Annotated in this window: 19 protein-coding genes; 3 read left to right on the top strand and 16 right to left on the bottom strand. The window is 63.1% G+C overall.

Going from position 1 to position 18,223, the window contains the following annotated elements; translation table 11 throughout:
• Position 1: 1 nt before the first annotated feature.
• The 8 genes from KVO92_RS00885 to selD form a co-directional block, all read right to left on the bottom strand.
• Positions 2-799 (bottom strand): acyl-CoA thioesterase, encoded by a 798-nt coding sequence (locus KVO92_RS00885; protein WP_217473808.1) that lies wholly within the window; start codon positions 797-799, stop codon positions 2-4.
• Between the two features lie 100 nt (positions 800-899).
• Complete coding sequence (locus tag KVO92_RS00880; RefSeq protein WP_217473807.1) at positions 900-2,897, bottom strand: transglutaminase TgpA family protein; 1,998 nt, start codon at positions 2,895-2,897, stop codon at positions 900-902.
• On the bottom strand, positions 2,894-3,856 hold the full coding sequence (locus KVO92_RS00875; protein ID WP_217473806.1) for a DUF58 domain-containing protein: 963 nt from the start codon (positions 3,854-3,856) through the stop codon (positions 2,894-2,896). Before KVO92_RS00875 ends, KVO92_RS00880 begins: the two co-directional genes overlap by 4 nt.
• Positions 3,857-3,889: 33 nt before the next feature.
• Positions 3,890-4,807 (bottom strand): AAA family ATPase, encoded by a 918-nt coding sequence (locus KVO92_RS00870; protein ID WP_217473804.1) that lies wholly within the window; start codon positions 4,805-4,807, stop codon positions 3,890-3,892.
• Between the two features lie 539 nt (positions 4,808-5,346).
• Positions 5,347-5,949 (bottom strand): flavin reductase family protein, encoded by a 603-nt coding sequence (locus KVO92_RS00865; protein WP_217473802.1) that lies wholly within the window; start codon positions 5,947-5,949, stop codon positions 5,347-5,349.
• A gap of 84 nt (positions 5,950-6,033) precedes the next feature.
• A complete protein-coding gene (locus KVO92_RS00860; RefSeq protein WP_217473801.1) occupies positions 6,034-6,312 on the bottom strand; it encodes a hypothetical protein in 279 nt (92 codons plus the stop codon).
• 17 nt (positions 6,313-6,329) lie between these two features.
• Positions 6,330-7,439 (bottom strand): tRNA 2-selenouridine(34) synthase MnmH, encoded by a 1,110-nt coding sequence (mnmH, locus tag KVO92_RS00855; RefSeq protein WP_217473800.1) that lies wholly within the window; start codon positions 7,437-7,439, stop codon positions 6,330-6,332.
• A complete protein-coding gene (gene selD, locus KVO92_RS00850) occupies positions 7,439-8,473 on the bottom strand; it encodes a selenide, water dikinase SelD (RefSeq protein WP_217473799.1) in 1,035 nt (344 codons plus the stop codon). The genes mnmH and selD overlap by 1 nt, the downstream gene beginning before the upstream one ends.
• 215 nt (positions 8,474-8,688) lie before the next feature.
• On the opposite strand from selD, the gene KVO92_RS00845 reads away from it, so the two are divergent.
• Positions 8,689-9,675, top strand: a complete 987-nt coding sequence (locus KVO92_RS00845; protein ID WP_217473798.1) for a patatin-like phospholipase family protein — start codon at positions 8,689-8,691, stop codon at positions 9,673-9,675.
• Between the two features lie 9 nt (positions 9,676-9,684).
• Here KVO92_RS00845 and KVO92_RS00840 read toward each other — a convergent pair whose 3' ends face one another.
• The 8 genes from KVO92_RS00840 to KVO92_RS00805 form a co-directional block, all read right to left on the bottom strand.
• Positions 9,685-10,791, bottom strand: a complete 1,107-nt coding sequence (locus tag KVO92_RS00840; RefSeq protein ID WP_254621255.1) for an AI-2E family transporter — start codon at positions 10,789-10,791, stop codon at positions 9,685-9,687.
• 74 nt (positions 10,792-10,865) lie between these two features.
• Positions 10,866-11,639: a DUF4892 domain-containing protein gene (locus tag KVO92_RS00835; protein WP_217475384.1), complete on the bottom strand. Its 774-nt coding sequence runs from the start codon at positions 11,637-11,639 to the stop codon at positions 10,866-10,868.
• 182 nt (positions 11,640-11,821) lie between these two features.
• Positions 11,822-12,679 carry an alpha/beta fold hydrolase gene (locus KVO92_RS00830; RefSeq protein WP_217473797.1) on the bottom strand — a complete coding sequence of 286 codons (858 nt, stop codon included), beginning with the start codon at positions 12,677-12,679 and terminating at the stop codon, positions 11,822-11,824.
• On the bottom strand, positions 12,676-13,482 hold the full coding sequence (locus tag KVO92_RS00825) for an alpha/beta fold hydrolase (RefSeq protein WP_217473796.1): 807 nt from the start codon (positions 13,480-13,482) through the stop codon (positions 12,676-12,678). The genes KVO92_RS00830 and KVO92_RS00825 overlap by 4 nt, the downstream gene beginning before the upstream one ends.
• A 105-nt stretch (positions 13,483-13,587) precedes the next feature.
• On the bottom strand, positions 13,588-14,043 hold the full coding sequence (locus KVO92_RS00820) for a hotdog fold thioesterase (protein ID WP_217473795.1): 456 nt from the start codon (positions 14,041-14,043) through the stop codon (positions 13,588-13,590).
• Between the two features lie 63 nt (positions 14,044-14,106).
• Positions 14,107-14,565 (bottom strand): phosphohistidine phosphatase SixA, encoded by a 459-nt coding sequence (gene sixA, locus KVO92_RS00815; RefSeq protein WP_217473794.1) that lies wholly within the window; start codon positions 14,563-14,565, stop codon positions 14,107-14,109.
• Complete coding sequence (locus KVO92_RS00810; RefSeq protein WP_217473793.1) at positions 14,562-14,897, bottom strand: DUF4389 domain-containing protein; 336 nt, start codon at positions 14,895-14,897, stop codon at positions 14,562-14,564. The genes sixA and KVO92_RS00810 overlap by 4 nt, the downstream gene beginning before the upstream one ends.
• 21 nt (positions 14,898-14,918) lie before the next feature.
• A complete protein-coding gene (locus KVO92_RS00805) occupies positions 14,919-15,941 on the bottom strand; it encodes an NAD(P)H-dependent glycerol-3-phosphate dehydrogenase (RefSeq protein ID WP_217473792.1) in 1,023 nt (340 codons plus the stop codon).
• Between the two features lie 424 nt (positions 15,942-16,365).
• On the opposite strand from KVO92_RS00805, the gene fabA reads away from it, so the two are divergent.
• Positions 16,366-16,881 (top strand): 3-hydroxyacyl-[acyl-carrier-protein] dehydratase FabA, encoded by a 516-nt coding sequence (gene fabA / locus KVO92_RS00800; protein WP_168423899.1) that lies wholly within the window; start codon positions 16,366-16,368, stop codon positions 16,879-16,881.
• An 11-nt stretch (positions 16,882-16,892) separates the two neighbouring features.
• Positions 16,893-18,110 (top strand): beta-ketoacyl-ACP synthase I, encoded by a 1,218-nt coding sequence (gene fabB / locus KVO92_RS00795; protein ID WP_217473791.1) that lies wholly within the window; start codon positions 16,893-16,895, stop codon positions 18,108-18,110.
• Positions 18,111-18,223: the final 113 nt, after the last annotated feature.

The raw sequence follows: 18,223 nt of genomic DNA, 5'->3' as shown, positions 1-18,223 counted from the left end.
TTCAGCCGAACACCGTCACCGTCTGGCGACTCAACGCCACCAATTCGCCCGTCGGACTCCAGAGCGCAGCTGCACAGTGCCCGTAGCCATCCTGGGCATGTTCGATCACCGCGCGGTACTGGCACCAGTCATGGGTGTCGAGCTGCGGCATTGGCTGGATGAACTCGATGGTCCAGGTCAGCGAGCTGCCAGGAGCGAAGTGCTTCAAATGAGACAGCACCGCTGGCGGCCAGGCATCGACCAGCGCCAGCAGGTGCGACACCGTCACCGGCTCGCGCGCGACATCGCCGCGTAGCCGGACCCAGCCTCCCATTTCACGCGACGTATTGCCGGTGAATGGAAGACCGCCGACTCCCCAGCGCATCGCCAGGTAACGTGTGAACTCAGGGGCCATGCCGGGCACGTAGGGCAACTCCTGGCACTGCTCCACCGGTGGCATCGAGGGCGCCGGTTCGGCCGCGACCCGGACGGCCGATTCACGGGCCGCACCGAAACTGCCCTGAACCATTGTTACCACCTGGCCGCCCTGTACCGCCCGGCCAAGCATCTGGCTGACGGCCTTGCCTTCGCGCAACACCTCGGCCTCGAAGCTGACGGGCGTATCGACCGCCAACGGGCCGACGAAGGTAATGGCCAACGAGCGCACCGGACGACCGTCGGCCACCTGCGCCTGCATGGCCTCGTAGACCAGCGCTGCGACCACGCCACCGAAACCTGCGCGCCCTTGGCCCCAGGTGGCGGGCACGACGACGTTATGGGGATTGTCACGCACGGCCGCTATCAGTTCGGAAAAGGTCATTCCTACCTCGGATCGTTTTTAAATCGGTCGTCATCTTAGCGTCGGCGCACCACGAAAGGTGCGCCGGTCGACATCACTGATGGGACGTCATCGCGTACAGCTATTGCGCCCGTGTGGCGCGAATGCGCCACGGCAGCTGCCGTCGCACACGGGTCAGCGACAACTGCAGCTCGCGCTCGCTCACCGGGCGTTCGGCATAGCGCGCGCCTTCGTACAGCCGCGCGAAATCGCCAATCGACTCAGCGGCTGCAGGCATCTGGAGCGCGGCCCGTATGGCGAAGTCCCGCTCACCCTCGCCCACTTGCCGGTCGATCCCCTGACGTGCGAGCAGCCGCTCGAAACGCCGGAACAGACGCAACTGCGCGTCTCGCTCGCGACGCCAGGGTTTCAGCAATAGCAAAGCCATGACCGCCAGCAGCAGCGCGCTGGCAAGAACCGTGAAGACCCCGAGCTTACCCGCATCGAGCTGGCTGAAGAGTCGCTTCAAGAGACCCAGCTGGCGCTCGCCCTGATAGCCGAGCACCCACCGCTGCCAGCCATAATTGAGGTTGTCCCAGCCGAGTCGCAGCTGGTTCAGCCAGCCGATGTCGCGATAGCGCCGCAGTGCCAGCGGAGAATCCTCGATCAGCTCACGCTCGCCGGCGAGCGCGTGCTCCAGGCCGAGTTCGATGCGCTCCGGCGCCACCTGGAATGTCGGGTCGATCGCGACCCAGCCCTGCTCGGGGCGCCAGTATTCGACCCAGGCATGGGCGTCCAGTTGGCGGACGGTAAGGTAATTGCCGGCGGGATTGAGCTCGCCCCCCTGGTACCCAGCGACGACCCTGGCGGGAACGCCGGCAGCGCGCAACACGAACGTCATCGCGCCGGCGTAGTGGATACAAAACCCGTTTTGCGTATCGAACAGAAAGCCGTCGACGATATCGGCGCCCACCGCGGACGGCTTCAAGGTGTAGCGATACGGCTGACGATTGAAATGCCGCAGAACCGTCTGCACGATGGCCGACGCCGACGCGTGCTCTCGGCGCAGGGCCGCGGCCCAGGCGCGACTGCGTGGATTGCCTTGCTCAGGCAGCTGCAAGGCTCGCTCCAGCACTGCCGCTGTTGCCACCGGCTCGCGCAGCGCCTCCGGCCACGAGGTTGCCTGATAGAGCAACGCCTGCTCGACCGGCCGGTGACGCTGGACATGAAAATCAGGCATCAGCCGAGCACCGCCCGCCTCGAATTGGGGCACGTCCAGGGCATACAACCAGGGCCGCCCACTGGGCTGCATCACAACGCTGTAACGTACCGGTGCGCCTCGCGGCGTCCAGTCCGGCGCTTGCGGAACCTGGGAAGCGAGCGACTGAGACCAGCGACGGCCGTCGAAACGCTCGAACGTCACAGCCCGCCAGTAGAGCTGCTCCCTTGCCGGGATCGGACCCTCGAAGTTGACTCTGAACGCCAGCTCGGCGGATCGGCTGAGCTCGGCGATATCCCCTGGCGACATGCTGTCTGCAAGCCCGGTCACGCCGCGGTCCTTGGGTTGCGGCAACGTCCAGAGCGGCCCCAGCCGCGGGAATAGCACAAAGAGAACGAGCATCAGCGGCACGGCTTGCAGCAACAACGCACCCGCCAGCCGTAATGTCGCCCAGGAATGCGTGCTGCTACCGCTCTGTTGCAAGCCGATCATCGCCGCCAGCAGAGCCGTGACCGGCAACAGGCTGTAAAGCCCCGCCAGCAGGCTGTCATTGAACAGATAGCTGGTAGTCACCGCGAAAAAGCCCAGGAAGATCAGCACCCAGCCGTCGCGACAGCTGCGCATTTCCACCAGCTTGAGGATGAACGCGGCGATGAGCAGCACCACCCCGGCATCGAGCCCGATCAGCCCGCCGCGCGACAGATAGACACCCAGGCCGGCACCGATCATCAACAGCGCCTTTACCCAGCCACTCGGATAACGCGCACGCATGCGAAAGATCTGCACGCGCCAGGCGGCGCATGCCAGCCAGAGGCCAATGATCCAGATCGGCAGATGGCCCAGGTGCGGCAGGATCACCAGCACCTGCGCGACCAACAGCCAAATCAGTCCGTCGCGCGGAATCGCCTGCACAGCACTCATCCTATGCCCCTCTGAGCGATCCCGAACAGGGCCAGTTCGCGCAGACAATGATTGCGATGCTCGGTCCCTTGACCCGGCCCGATCATCGCCGCCCCGATGCGCAAGACAAAAGGCTGCTGGCGCGCGGACAGCTCCACCACCCAATAGCAAAGCCGGGAAAGGCGTGCCTCGGTCTCACCTTCGAGCGCATCGAAGTCCAACAGCGGTTCCTGGCCGGCCAAGGCGACGAAATCCTTGACCAGCAGGCCTTGCCCACGTGAATAGGCCTTCCAGTGCAGACGCTGTCGCGAATCCCCGGACTGCCAGGGCTTCAAACCTCGGTAGTCATCGATGCCGAGCCCTGCGGCATGACTTCCTTCGTGCGACTCCTCGGCCAACGCCCCGCCTTGAGGGAGTTCTCCAGCCATTGGTTGCGGGTACACCAAGGCCGCCAATTGCAGATCGACCCAGCTCCACGCGACCAGGATGCCCAGCGGAAAGCGGCTTTCCACACGCAGACGACCGGGCTGCAGCCAACCCCGCTGCCGGGTAGGCAGGTTGAGGTCGACCTCGCAGGTGCCTGCGGCCGGCACATCGACCTTCAGCAAACCACTACCGGGCCAGCCCAGCGCAACGGCGTGATATTGACGACCGGCGCTTTCCAGCCGGACCCTGAAACGCGCCTGCTCGCCCAGGAATACCGCTGGCGAGCCGCCGGCCTGGAGCACCAGTCCGGCGAGGTTGCGCCAGGTGTGCAGGATCGCGAGCAGGTACACCGAGCCAAGCAGGAAGGTCAGCGCGTAGGCGAGGCTGTTCTGGTAATTGATCGCCGCGATCAGCATCAGCAACAGCGCCAACAGAAAAGTCATGCCGACCGGTGTGGGCATGATGAATATCCGTCGCTGATCGAGCCGCATGCTCGGTCCAGGCGGCAGGCGCTTCAACAACCAGCGTTCACGGAGGCGCGGTAACAGTCGCATGCAGGTCCCCTTGGCCGTTGCCGCAGTTGAACGTCAGATCGCCGGGACTTCCCGCATCAGCCACTGGACCAGCGCCCCACCACCATGCCCGGTAGCATCGGCACGCTCGCGCAGACGATGGCCCACCACCGAGGGCAACACCGCCTGGACATCTTCAGGTATCACATAGTCGCGGCCATCGAGAAATGCCCAGGCGCGTGCGGCCGCCAACAGCGCAAGACTGCCGCGCGGCGACAATCCCCAGGCGAACTGCGGCTGCGTACGGGTCGCCTCGACCAGCCGCAGCACATAGTCGACCAGCGCGTCGCTGACCCGGACCTGAGCCACGGCTTCCTGAATCGAGGCCAACGCAGCGCGATCGAGTAGCGGCTCCATGCGCACCAGCAAATCGCGCCGCGGATCGCCCATCAGCAGGGCCTTTTCCGCCGCTTTTGCCGGATAACCCAGCGAAAGGCGCATGAGAAAGCGATCGAGCTGGGATTCCGGAAGCTGAAAGGTGCCACCGGAGCTGACCGGATTCTGCGTGGCGACGACGAAGAACGGATCCGGCAACGGACGCGTGGCGCCTTCAATGGTCACTTGGCCCTCTTCCATGGCCTCGAGCAGCGCGCTCTGGCTTTTCGGCGTGGCCCGGTTGATTTCGTCCGCCAGCACCAGCTCAGCGAACACCGGCCCCGGATGGAACACGAACTGGCCGCTGTCCTTATCGAAAACCGAGGTGCCGAGGATATCCCCCGGCAACAGATCCGAGGTGAACTGGATCCGTTGAAAATCCAGGCCCATAACCTTGGCCAGCGCGTGGCTAAGGGTGGTCTTGCCCATGCCAGGCAAGTCCTCGACCAGCAGATGGCCCCTGGCCAACAGGCAGGCCATGGCCAAGCGCACCTGTGATTGCTTGCCAAGCAGTACCTCGTTCACCGCTCGCAGACAGCTCTCCAACCTTGCGCGCATGCCACTCTCCTTTTCCGGTGCGGTCGATGCTACTGATCCCGAAGCCGTTCGGGAACGCATTTGGGTGTCGTAGTCGAGATATCGAGCACAGTCTTGATCCAGTCCGGTATCGGCCAGGGTGATCGCACTTAGGCTGGACGAGGCATAGAGGTCAGAAACGCTCAGAAGAATTCTGACTGCCGTTGCCTGGCGCTGGCAGCCCAGCCTACTGAGCACTGCGCCAGCGCTTCGCGATCCGGTTGTCTCGCTGACGATCGGCCCGCTGCCCTGACGCGTGCTCTTCATCGCTGCGATCATGGAGATTGACCGTAAGGCTCATCTACCGACGGCACGAATGGAGCTTGAGCGCTGGCCTTATGATGCTGGCCGCGTGCGAGGCCGGCGGTTAAACAATGCCTGCATCAACGCACCAGCGGAAACGCCGTGCACTGGCCTCAACAACCCACGCCGATCATGAAGCGAAAACTGGCTGCGAGCGGGAAACCGGCTGGACGCTATAGCCGCACATCGGACACGCTCGTCGCTCGTACGGCCGTGGATCAGGGGCGTTGCATGTCGAAGCGCTGTCGGGTGAAGCAATAGTGACTACCTCCCAGCCGCCCGACCAGGTCGAGACGAGCAGGATCCACGCGACCTCGCTCGTCGAGCACCTTGTCATCGACATGCGCCAGCAACACTTCGGCGAAGATAAGGTGGCAGTTAGGGGATTGCGCCGGGTATGGCAGGATCTGCGCGACCCGACATTCGAACGCCACCTGCGCCCCACGTACCCGCGGCACGTCCACGAGCTGGGCCGGTACGCTGTCGATGCCACAATGCTCGAACTCGCTGATTCCATGCGGCAGCACCGCGGCAGACGCATTCATCGCCTCGGCCTGCTCGGCCGCGACCAATTGAACAACCAGCTCACCGGAATCCCGGGCATTACGGGCGGTGTCTTTGGCCACGCCTTCCTTAAGGCCGACGTTGATCAACAAGGTCGCCGGCTCGCTGCTGATCACCTGGAAAAAACTGAACGGTGCAAGGTTGCTCACGCCTTCCGTGGAACGGGTCGACACCCAGGCGATCGGACGGGGCGTAATGGTCGAGGTGAGCCAACGATAGCGCTCAGCCGACGTCAACGCGGAAAAGTCGAGCTGCATGAAAGGTCCTTGCTGAACGGCCCTGCCCTATAAGCTCGGGCAGAGGAGACGGTGGCACCCTTGACGGTGCCACCTGGAGAGTGATCAACGCCCTGCGCGGGACTCGCGCAGGTAGAAACGCGCTTTCTTGGCTTTTTTCACGCAGCCCTGGTACGCCTCGAACTGCTGCTGGGTTTTCGCACCGGTCAACAAGGCCATGGCCTTGGAGTAGCTCACCGTACCGGCGAAGCCCTCTGCCTCCGCCAGGCTTTGCTCTTCCCAGGCCGCGTTCAGCTGGGATGCGCAACTGTCACGATAAGCGGTTTTCGCCGCGCAGCCGGTCAATGCCAGCGCCAGCACAGACAAACAGATCAGATTTTTCATCGCTACATCCCTCGTTGTTAAGCCTTGCCCTGTCCTGCCGCACGTTCGCGCAGGTATTCGACCACGGCGTCCTGCTCACCCGCGAACTCGATACGGGAGGCTTTGCTCTCGCGCTGATAGGCGTACATCGGATCGTAATACTGCGTCAGCAACGCCTCTATCCAATCGCGGTGCAGATCAACCGCCCCGCTGCTGGCTTGCTCAGCGAGCGCCTGATCCATGATCGCCGCCAGACGCTTATAAGCTTCACCGCCGAGCCGCTTGCTGATATTGACCAGACTTTGCTGCAAACGCTCGGCGAATGCCGTGAATCCGCTCTCGCCCTGCTCGACGATGAATTCAGCGCACAGATCGATCACATAGTCCTTGAGGATGCGCTCGACGCGGCTTTCAAGACTGTCTTCCAGCCACACCAGCGGATAACGCTGCATGCCTTGGAACAACGGCAACGGGATCGAGCAGCGGCCGACCAGGCGCGCTTCGTCTTCGAGTACGAACTGACGCGCGCCGGCGTGCTGCATCTTCAGCAAACGAATCGCCAGGGTGTTTTCGAAGTCGATCTGAACCGGTTGCGGGGTGGCGCGCTTACCGAAGCTGGAACCGCGGTGATTGGCAATGCCCTCCAGATCGACGCTATCGTTCAGGCGCGCCAACACCTCGGTCTTGCCGGTCCCGGTCATGCCGCCCACCAGCACCACATCCGCCTGAGCGGCAACCTGCTCGATGGTGTCCAGCAGAAAATGACGCATCGCCTTGTAGCCGCCGGTGACGCGCGGGTAGTCGATGCCCGCCTCGGTTTTCAGCCACTGCTGCACCAGTTGCGACCGCAAGCCACCGCGGAAGCAGTAGATATACCCCTGCGGATGCTGGCGTGCGAAGTCGGCCCAGGCCTGGATGCGCTCGGCCTTGATCGCGCCACTGACCAGCCGATGGCCGAGCTCGATGGCGGCCTGTTGACCGTGCTGCTTGTAACAGGTGCCGACCTTCTGTCGCTCGATATCGTTCATCAGCGGAAGATTGACCACGCCAGGGAAGGCGCCCTTGGCGAACTCAACCGGTGCGCGAGCGTCCATCATCGGCACATCGTTGAGGAACAGCTCGCGGTAGTCATCAGTATCGCGGCGCATCAACGGACCTCGACAGCAAAGGCGCCGGCTTCGACCAGCTCGCCGATCGGCTCGAGTGCCAGGCCGAGCTCGGCCGCGACCGCAAGAAACTCCGCCTCGCCCTCCGGCGCCACCGCCACCAGCAACCCGCCGCTGGTCTGGGGATCGCAGAGCAGCGCTTTATGTGCCTCATCGAGTGCTGCGATGCGCTGCCCGTAGCTGTCGAAGTTGCGTCCGGTACCGCCGGGCACGCAACCCTGCTCGAGGTAATATTCGACCCCCTCCAGCCGCGGCACCCGGGCGTAGTCGATGCGCGCCGTGACGCCGCTTCCGTCCGCCATCTCGACCAGGTGTCCGAGCAATCCGAAGCCGGTCACGTCGGTCATGGCGCGCACACCGGACAGTTTGCCGAAACGGCTGCCGGGCGTGTTCAACGTGCACATCCAATCGCGGGCACGGCCGATATCCTCAGGGCGAAGCTTTGCCTTCTTTTCGGCGGTAGTGAGGATACCGATGCCCAGCGGCTTGGTCAGATAGAGCCGGCACCCGACCGTTGCCGTATCGTTACGCTTCATCTGGGCCTTGTTCACCAGCCCGGTCACCGCCAGGCCGAAGATCGGCTCGGGGGCATCGATGGAGTGACCACCGGCCAGCGGGATACCCGCCGCGTCACACACCGCTCGGCCGCCAGCAATCACCTCGCGAGCCACTTCCGGCGGCAGCAGGTTGACCGGCCAGCCGAGGATCGCGATGGCCATCAACGGGTCGCCGCCCATGGCGTAGATGTCGCTGATGGCATTGGTCGCGGCGATTCGTCCGAAATCGAACGGGTCGTCGACGATGGGCATGAAGAAGTCGGTCGTCGAAACCACGCCACGCTCGTTATCGATACCGTAGACGGCGGCATCGTCTCGCGACGCATTGCCGACCCACAGGCGCGGGTCAAGATTCTGAGCGCCGCTGCCGGCGAGGATCACGTCCAGCACCTTCGGTGAAATCTTGCAGCCGCAGCCGGCACCGTGGCTGTACTGAGTGAGGCGGATGGGTTCGCTCATCTGGAATGCTCTCGCGACGCTGGCAAAACGGGCGCCGATTGTAGCAAGAAGGCCGGTGCCTCGCGGTAATCCCGGTTGCACCGATCGGCTGAACAGCACGCCCACGGTCAAGTAGAAGTTGCGGCGCTCGACAGCCCTCGAACTTGGGCCACGCAGGGGTTGATGCGACGCGTCCGAGACTGGAAGCTATCACCCTTGCCAACAGGGAGAATCGCATGGGCAACAAGGTTGCACTGGTACTGGGATCAGGTGGCGCACGTGGCTACGCGCACATCGGCGTCATCGAGGAGCTCACGGCCCGGGGCTATGAAATCAGCTGCGTTGCAGGCTGTTCGATGGGCGCGGTCGTGGGCGGAATATATGCCGCCGGCAAACTGGGCGAATACCGGGACTGGATCGAGAGCCTGGACTACTTCGACATGCTGCGGCTGGTCGACCCGAGTTTCAGCCTGGGCGCGATACGCGGCGAAAAGATCTTCGGGCGCATTCGCGACATGCTCGGCTCGGTCAACATCGAGGATCTGCCGATTCCCTTTACGGCAGTTGCGGCGGACCTCACCAACCAGCAGGAAATCTGGTTCCAGGAAGGCAATCTGGAACTGGCGATGCGCGCCTCCGCCGCTATTCCCAGCCTGTTCACGCCGGTCATGCAGGGCAACCGAATGCTGGTCGACGGCGGGATATTGAATCCGCTGCCCATCGTCCCGGTCGTCTCGAGCCACAGCGATATCATCATCGCGGTCAACCTCAACGCCAACAATCATCGGCAATACCCGCTGCCCGAGATCATCCGGCCCGGTCGCTTCGATGCGATGGTCAGCTCGATCAGCTCGCATATCCCGTTCTGGCGCAACAAGGGCCTTGAGGAGCATATCGCCCAGTTGCAGATCGATGACGGCCCTGATCAGCAGCAGCCGCCTGCTGCCCCCACCGGGCAGAGCGCGCCTAAGTCGGCCGAGGGTTCCATGGTGGTGGACGTCGGCGGCCCGGCGTCGCTGCTGGAACTGATCAACCAGAGCTTCGAGGTGATGCAGTCCTCGCTGACCCAGTACAAGATCGCCGGTTATCCTCCCAACGTGCTGATCAACATTCCCAAACGCGCCTGCCGGTTCTATGAGTTCTACAAAGCGCCTGAGCTGATCAAGCTGGGGCAGATCATCGCCAGCGATGCGCTCGACAAGTACGAGGAAGAACAGGCGTAACCGCGGTGCTCAACGGCCGCTCTCGTCAGCGGGACCTGCCGCCTCGGCCGGCCCGCCCGACGCTCGTTCCGGGATGGCTGCATACGGCACTTCCTTGATCAGCCAATCGCCCAACAGACTGTAAGCGACCGCCAGAAGTGTGGGACCGACGAACAGCCCCATGAAGCCGAACGCCAGGACCCCGCCAAATACGCCCAGCAGCACCACGACCAGCGGCAGATTTCCGCCGCGGCTGATCAGGTAGGGCTTGAGCACGTTGTCCACGCCGCTGATGATGAACATCCCCCAGATGCCGAGGAATATCGCCATGCCGTATTCCCCCTGCCAGGCGAGCCAGGCCACGGCCGGGCCCCAGACCAGCGGCGGCACCATCAGGAAGCTGAAGGCGAACGTCAGCAGGCCCAGGATCAGCGCACCCGGGACCCCGGCGATGCTGAAGCCCACATAGGCCAGAAGCGCTTGGGCAGCGGCGGTACCAATCACCCCGTTGACCACCCGCTGAACCGTGCCGGCCACCAGCTCGAGGTAGTGGTCGGCACGATCGCCGATCAATCGATGCAGGAGACTGTGGACGAACGCCGCCAGTTTCGGGCCGTCCCGGTAGAAAAAGAACACCAGCACCAGGCTGAGCGCCAGTTCCAGCATGCCGCCGCCGATCCGCGCGCTGCGGACCAGTAGCCAGTTGCCGACCTGGCCGACGTAGGGGCGGATCGTGGCGAAGAACGCCGTGCCTTGCTCGTCCAGCGTGCCCCACAGCGCCAGCAGCCGATCGCCAACCAATGGCACCTCGCCCAGCCACCCGGGCGGGGCAGGCAGCCCTTGCACCTGCAGGTTGTGAACCAGCACGTTGACCTCGCGTATCTGGTCGGCAATGTTGAACCCCAGCCAGACCAGGGGTATTGCCACCAGCACCATCCAGCCGAAGGTCAGCAAGCTGGCGGCCAGAGTGGAGTTGCCGTGCAACCAACGCGTCAGCACACGCATGACCGGCCAGCTGGCGAACGCCAGCACCGCTGCCCAGAACAGCGCGGAGACAAACGGAGCCAGCACCCACACGCAGGCACCGAGCAGCACCAGGAGCAGAATCTGCACCAGCAGACGATCATTGTTCAGCATCGGGATACCTATGAGGAACTCGCAGCGCCCGTGAACCAGGCGCGGAAGGTGCTATTGCAGTCTGAAACACGCCGTCAACGCAACAGCTCGATGCGCAGCCCGTCCTCGTCCGAGACTTCCGCCTCCAGCCGCCGCGCCTTGATTCGCTCCTGCGTCAGCGCCTCGTGCCAGGCCGCCGCGCCCTTGCCTTTCAACACCACGCGAATGGTGCTGTCGAGCCGCAGCACGTTCGCTAACAATGCACCCCACTCCGCTGTAGGCACCTGCGGCAAGCGAGGCAGCCGGAGCACGCCGGTGTACTTCAATTGACGCAAGAGGGTCGCCGGATTCGGCAGGATGACGCCGAGTGGCTCATCAGGCGTGAACTGCTCCGCCTGCAGATACGGGCGGCCGTTGCCACGGGTGATGCCATAGAGCGCCACGAGCCGGTCGGAATCGCCAGACAATCGCGCCAGCAGATACGCCTGGCTTGCGTCAGGACCATACAGGGTCGAACGGTGGAATATGTCATTGGCCCACAGGCTGCTCGACCCGCACTCGCGCCCCTCACACCAGAAGAGCATCTCGGCGCCCTCGCCCATCAAGCGGTTACGTGCGCGCTCGAACGCATCAATACCGGTGTGCACATCCGGGAGCCGATAGGTGATAGCGGTGAGCTGGCCGCCCGAGCTGATCTGGCTGCTCATGCGCAAACGGCCGCTGATGCGGCGAATCGAGTCGAGCGGATAAATCCGCTCCGGCACGCGCTCGTCCTTGAACCCTACGATCTGCGCCTGCGGATATCGTGGAAGGGCCTCCAGATCCCAGCTACCGGGCAGGTCGGCAGCACTGGCGACACTGGCGAACATCGCCAGCGCGACGATACGGACCCCGTGCGCCGGCAGTGCAATTCGACCGCTTAGCGTGGCGGAGGCTCGGTGGTGGATCATCGATGTCTTCCTGCTGAGGTGATGGCCCAGCCTCATCAGTTGGCAAAAGCAAGTCAAGCGGCGCTTTGCGACAGATTCTTGCGCAACCGGCCCATACCGGCTCAGGCGGCGAAGTACGGATTGAAAACGGACGCCACCGCCTCGGCACCGGCCTGGTCATCCAGATGCAGATGATGACCACCGGGCAATCGGTGCAGCTGGAACGGCAAGGCCTCGCACAGTTCGCGCATGGTCTGCTGCGTCATCAGGCCCTGCTCCGCCACGATCAGGCTTGCCGGGCAGGCCACCCGCTGCACGAAGGCCAGCGCGTGCGCGCGGCTCAAGCGCATCGGTGAGGGCAACATCAGGCGTGCGTCGGTACGCCAGGTATAGCCACCCGGCACCGGCATCAGCCCTCGCTGGGCAAGCCGCTCTGCCGCCTCGTAGGAGACGGCGCCCACACCCTTCATGCGCGCCGCCACGGCCTGTTCGAAGCGGGCATAGACCGGTTTGCGTTTGCCATTTACCTCGAGCAGCGCCTGCAGCGCTTCGCCGAGTTTGTGCGGCGCGGTATCGGCCTCGCCGGTATAGGGGATCACCCCGTCGATCAATGCCAGCCGCTCGATGCGCTCGGGCATGGCGCCGGCGAGCAGCACCGAAACGATGGCTCCCATCGAATGGCCGAGCAGGGAGAAGCGCTTCCAGCCGAACTGTTCAGCGGTCTGCAACACATCATGGGCATAGTCCCAGATGTTGTACGCCGCACCGGGTGGACGGTGATCCGAATGGCCATGCCCCGGCAGATCCAGCGCGACGATGCGTACGCCTTCGAGCAACGGTGCCAGACGCGAGAAGGTCGCGGCATTGTCCAGCCAGCCATGCAACGCAATGACCGGCCGGCCATCTTCCGGGCCGTACAGATGCGCGGCGACTTCGATATGCGGCAGGCTCAAGCGGACCTCTTCGAACGCGACACTCATGCGGCACCTCTGCGCTGCAAATCAGTCCAGCGATTGAACAGCTGTTTGAGCAGCTGGGCCGTGGCCTGGGGGTGCTCAAGCGGAAACATATGCCCACCGGGTAAGGTATGCGATTCCCCGTGCGTCACCAGCCGAAGCAGATAGGCATGATGCGGCAGAACGACCCGGCTCTGGCGACCTCGGACCACGGCCAGCGGCATCTCCAGCGCGTGAGGCCAGCCAGGCGTCGTATGCGGCACGCTGCGGTAGATACGAATTTCGGTTTCGGGATCGAAACGCAGGCGCAAGCCCTGTGCGGTCGGCTCGAGTCCGTGCTCGATATAGGCCTCCAGGCAATCGGGATCGAACGAGCGAAACAACGACTTGCTGGAAAAATATCGACGCGCTTCGTCCACGCAGCCGAATTGCTCGCGACGGCCCAGGGTACGCCCGGCCGGTGTCAGGCGATCGATGAAGCCCAGGCGCTTCGCTGCCCAGATCAGCGTCTGATCGAACCAGGTGGTCATGGGTGAGTCGAGCATGACCACGCCGCGGTAGAGCGCTGGCCGCCGCAGAGCGGCATGATAGTGCAGCATGCCACCCAGCGAGTGGCCGACGCCCCAGATCGGCTCATCGAATGATTCGAGCTGCTCGATCAGCTCCTGCACCAAGTTCTGCCAGTTATCGTCGACCGGAAACCGCGGATCGTGGCCGTGCCGATCGAGATGACTGATCTGGTACTCGGGACCCAGTGCCTGAAAAAGCTTGCGATAGGTAGCCGAAGGAAACCCATTGGCATGGGCGAAAAAAATGCGCTGCGTCATGGACTCTTGGCGATTCGGAAACAGACAGCCATTGTCTGGCTGCCTTCCCTTTACGGCAATCGGTCTGCGCGGCAGAACCCAAGGCAGTCCTGCCAAACAACGCGCCTACGGCGCCTCTTTACGTCGCGGGCTGTTCTCCCCGAGCGGCATGACCGCCACGGTCAAGCGGGAAATGCAGCTGAGCTTGCCGTCCTCCCCGCTCAGGCGTATGTCCCAAACATGGCTCGAGCGCCCCAGGTGAACCGGCCTGCAGGTCGCCGTGACACGACCGTCGCGCAGCGCGCGAATATGGTTGGCATTCACCTCCAGGCCGACGCAATAGAATCGGCTCGGATCGATGCATTGGTAGCTGGCGGTGGAGCCGACCGTCTCGGCAAGCACTACCGAGGCGCCGCCGTGCAGCAGGCCATACGGCTGATGGGTACGCGAGTCGACCGCCATGCTCGCCGTCAGTGAGTCGTCGCCAACCGCCTCGAAGCGGATGTCCAGCAGGTCGAGAATGGTGTTCTGGCGGTGCGCGTTAAGCTGTTCGAGTTGCGGTGGGCTGTGCCAAATGCTCAAGTTGCTTGCTCCATGATCCTGTTGTTCGTTTTTATGGAAAAGAAGAGGCGTCAGTCGAGTCGCTTATGAGGGGTGCCGTAGCCCGACGAGGTGCATCAAGCCTGCCGCCAGGTGTTCCCCCTCCAGCTCGGCCAGACTTGCGGTCGCCATTGGCAGCGGTGCCTCACGATGGCCACTGACCAACCAGCCACCCAGCGCACCGACTAGGGGCTGATGGGTAACGAGCAACAGGCGCTGCTCGGTACGCCGGTCCAGGTAGAGCATCGCATCGGCCGGGTCGGAATCAGGCGTCAGCCAGGGCACGGTTTCCACCGGCCCGGTAAACCCGAGCGCCTGGCGGACAATCTCGGCGGTTTGCTGGGCCCGTTGATAAGGGCTGACCAGAATGACCTGCAGCGACTGACCCTGTAACAGCGCGGCGGCGTCCTCCACCTCCTGGCGCCCCGCCTCCGTCAGATTGCGCTGGGCGTCGGTACGCGCTTTGGGTTCGGCCTGGCCATGGCGCAACAGCCATAGCTTCATGGCTGCGACTCCTGCGCAGGAGCTGCCGGCTCGGCTGGCGGTGGCGTCTCGCGATCAGCCGGGCGCGGCGTCGGCCAGTCGGACATCGGCCAGGGCTTGCGATCGGTATTGAATGTACCGAACCGCCCGATCTGCGCCACGTACTGGCTGAGGCTGTCACCCAGTCCTTGCAGACTATCGCTACCCTTGCCACTGACGGCGTGCAGCACCAGCTGCGCGACCACAACCACCAGCAGCACGACCTCGGCAATTTGCCAGACGAAAAAGAAAACCAGCATCCAGATGGCGCGCAAGATCAATGACTCGCGATCGGCACCGTGTTGTGTGCTCATCGATGTATCCCCTGTGGTTTGTCAGAAGCCGTCAGTGGAAATGAAATCCACATCGGTTTTCGGCTCGCCGCGCATCAGCAGCGCAATCACCTGTTCCAGCGTACGCCCCTCGAACAGGATGGCATGCAGCCCAGCGACCAGCGGCATATAGACCTGCAACTCCTCGGCCTTGGTCTTCAGCACCTTGATGGTATTGACGCCCTCGGCGACCTCGCCCAGGCGTGAGACGGCCTGTTCGAGGCTGAGCCCCTCGCCAAGCGCATACCCCACCTGAAAGTTACGGCTTTTCGAGGAGGTGCAGGTCACAATCAGATCGCCGACCCCAGCCAGCCCGAGAAAGGTCATCGGGTTCGCCCCCAAGCGGACGGCGAAGCGCGTCATCTCGGCAAGCGCCCGCGTGATCAGCATGCTGCGCGTGTTCTCGCCCATGCCCAGCGCCGCGGCCATGCCGGCCATGATGGCGTAGACGTTTTTCAAGGCGCCGCCGAGTTCGACGCCGAAACGATCGGAACTGGCGTACACCCGAAAAGTCCGCCCGTGCAGCGCGTGCTGCACGCTGCGGCATAGTGCCTCGTCATGGCTGGCGACCACGGTTGCGGTCAGAGCATGCTCGGCCACCTCTCGCGCCAGGTTCGGCCCCGAGATCACGCCGATGCGGGCCTGTGGTGCGATTTCCTCGAGAATCTGGCTCATCAGCATGAAGCTGTGTGCCTCGATGCCCTTGGTCGTACTGACCAGCATCTTGCCCGCCAGTTGTGCGGCGAAGGGCGACAGGGCCTGGCGCAGGGCGCTGGACGGAAGCGCGACGAACACCAGCTCGCAGTCCGCCAGCGTCTGCCCCAGATCGGTCACCGGGTCGACCCTCGCCAGCACCGTCACGCCTTTGAGGTATCGCGGATTCTGCCGCTGGGTGCGAATGTTCTCGGCCTGCTCGCTATCGCGCATCCAGAGGCGGACATCGTGGCCATTTTCGGCCAGCAAATTCGCGATGGCGGTACCGAAGCTACCGCCGCCAAGCACCGCTATGGGTTGCTGTTCAATCATGGTGTATCCGTTCTAAGCCACTCGGTGGCAGTGTTCTGCATTATTGCGTAGCGCTCCCGGCACAGCCAGTACAAACCCCGCAGCCGATGGAATCATAAGGTTACAGGTCCAAGCGACCACCAATGAGCGGAAGCATCCCCGCACCCAGCCCGGTTAAAAGCCCTTCTTCGCGATCCACCTCTCGATGGTCTATAAGGGACAGGACGTCACATGGTCGTTGTAGCAGGTGATGAGTGTTAAAGTATTGGCCCGTTTCTGCCGTGGTCTTCTCGTAGTCGGTCGAAACGAGCGGTATCAATCTCCTTGCGCTGTGACTTTCAGCTCAGGGTGGCAGTCTATGACTAGTCTTTGTGATCAGACTCTCGGTTTACGAGTCAGATAGAAAGCAGCAAGCCCTCCATAAAGGGACCATTGAGGAATACGCATGACCAAACAACAGGCCTTTACTCGGGAAGATCTGCTCCGTTGCAGCCGCGGCGAGCTGTTCGGTCCCGGTAATGCGCAACTGCCCGCGCCAAACATGCTGATGGTCGATCGCATCGTTCATATCAGCGAAGTTGGCGGCAAGTACGGCAAGGGCGAATTGGTCGCCGAGCTGGACATCAATCCCGATCTCTGGTTTTTTGCCTGTCATTTCGAAGGTGACCCGGTCATGCCAGGCTGCCTGGGCCTCGACGCCATGTGGCAGCTGGTCGGTTTCTATCTCGGCTGGCAAGGTAATCCTGGCCGTGGCCGCGCCCTTGGCTCGGGCGAAGTGAAGTTCTTTGGCCAGGTTCTGCCAACCGCCAAGAAGGTCACCTACAACATCCATATCAAACGCACCATCAATCGCTCGCTGGTCCTCGGCATCGCCGACGGCACCGTCAGCGTGGATGGGCGCGAGATCTACAGCGCCGAAGGTTTGCGTGTCGGCCTGTTTACCTCTACCGATAGCTTTTGAAGGACTTCCGCATGCGTCGCGTCGTGATCACCGGCCTGGGTATCGTTTCCTGCCTCGGCAATGACAAAGACACCGTCTCCGCTAACCTGCGTGCCACTCGCCCTGGCATACGCTTCAACCAGGCCTATGCGGACATGGGTCTGCGCAGCCAGGTTTCGGGTTCCGTCAACCTGAACCTCGAAGAGCTGATCGACCGCAAGGTCCTGCGCTTCATGGGTGATGCGGCGGCCTACGCCTACCTGGCCATGCAACAGGCGCTGGAAGATTCCGGCCTCAGCGCCGACGATATCTCCAATCCGCGCATCGGTCTGATCGCCGGCTCCGGTGGTGCATCGACCATCAATCAGATGGAAGCCATCGACATCCTGCGTGACAAGGGCGTCAAGCGTATTGGCCCATACCGCGTACCACGCACCATGAGCAGCACGGTATCCGCGTGCCTGGCCACGCCGTTCCGCATCAAGGGCATCAACTATTCCATTGCTTCGGCCTGCGCGACCAGCGCGCACTGCATCGGCCATGCCATGGAGCAGATTCAGATGGGCAAGCAGGACGTCATCTTTGCCGGTGGTGGCGAAGAGGAGCATTGGAGCCAGAGCTGCCTGTTCGATGCCATGGGCGCCCTGTCCAGCCAGTACAACAGCACGCCGGAAAAGGCCTCGCGCGCCTACGACGCCAAGCGTGACGGTTTCGTCATCGCGGGCGGCGGCGGCATGGTGGTTGTCGAAGAACTCGAGCACGCACTCAAGCGCGGCGCCAAGATCTACGCCGAAATCGTCGGCTACGGCGCCACTTCCGATGGCTATGACATGGTTGCGCCGAGCGGTGAAGGCGCCCTGCGCTGCATGCAGCAGGCGATGTCCACCGTCGAAGGCTCGATCGACTACCTCAACACCCACGGCACCTCCACACCAGTGGGCGACGTGGCGGAGATCAAGGCCGTGCGTAATATGTTCGGCGACAAGGTCCCGGCCATCAGCTCGACCAAGAGCCTGTCCGGCCACTCGCTGGGCGCAGCAGGTGTACACGAGGCGATCTACTGCATGCTGATGATGCAGGGCAACTTCATTGCCGGCTCGGCGAACATCGAAGAGTTGGATCCGGAAGTCGCTGACATGCCGATCGTTCGCGAAACCCGCGAAAATGCCCAGATCGACACCGTCATGAGCAACAGCTTCGGCTTCGGCGGCACTAACGCCACGCTGGTGCTCAAGCGCTGGAAAGGCTGACCTGCAGCACGATGAAAACAACGGCGCCCTAGGGCGCCGTTTTTTTGTATTACCGATCAACCATCGATGACCTCAGGCCCGGCGTACCTTGTCGAGCGAGCCCCACCCCGTGG

The sequence above is a fragment of the Stutzerimonas stutzeri genome, assembly GCF_019090095.1.
Classification (GTDB): Bacteria; Pseudomonadota; Gammaproteobacteria; order Pseudomonadales; family Pseudomonadaceae; genus Stutzerimonas; species Stutzerimonas stutzeri_AN.
Note: the sequence above shows the minus strand (reverse complement) of the source record. Positions and strands in the feature narration are given on the sequence as shown.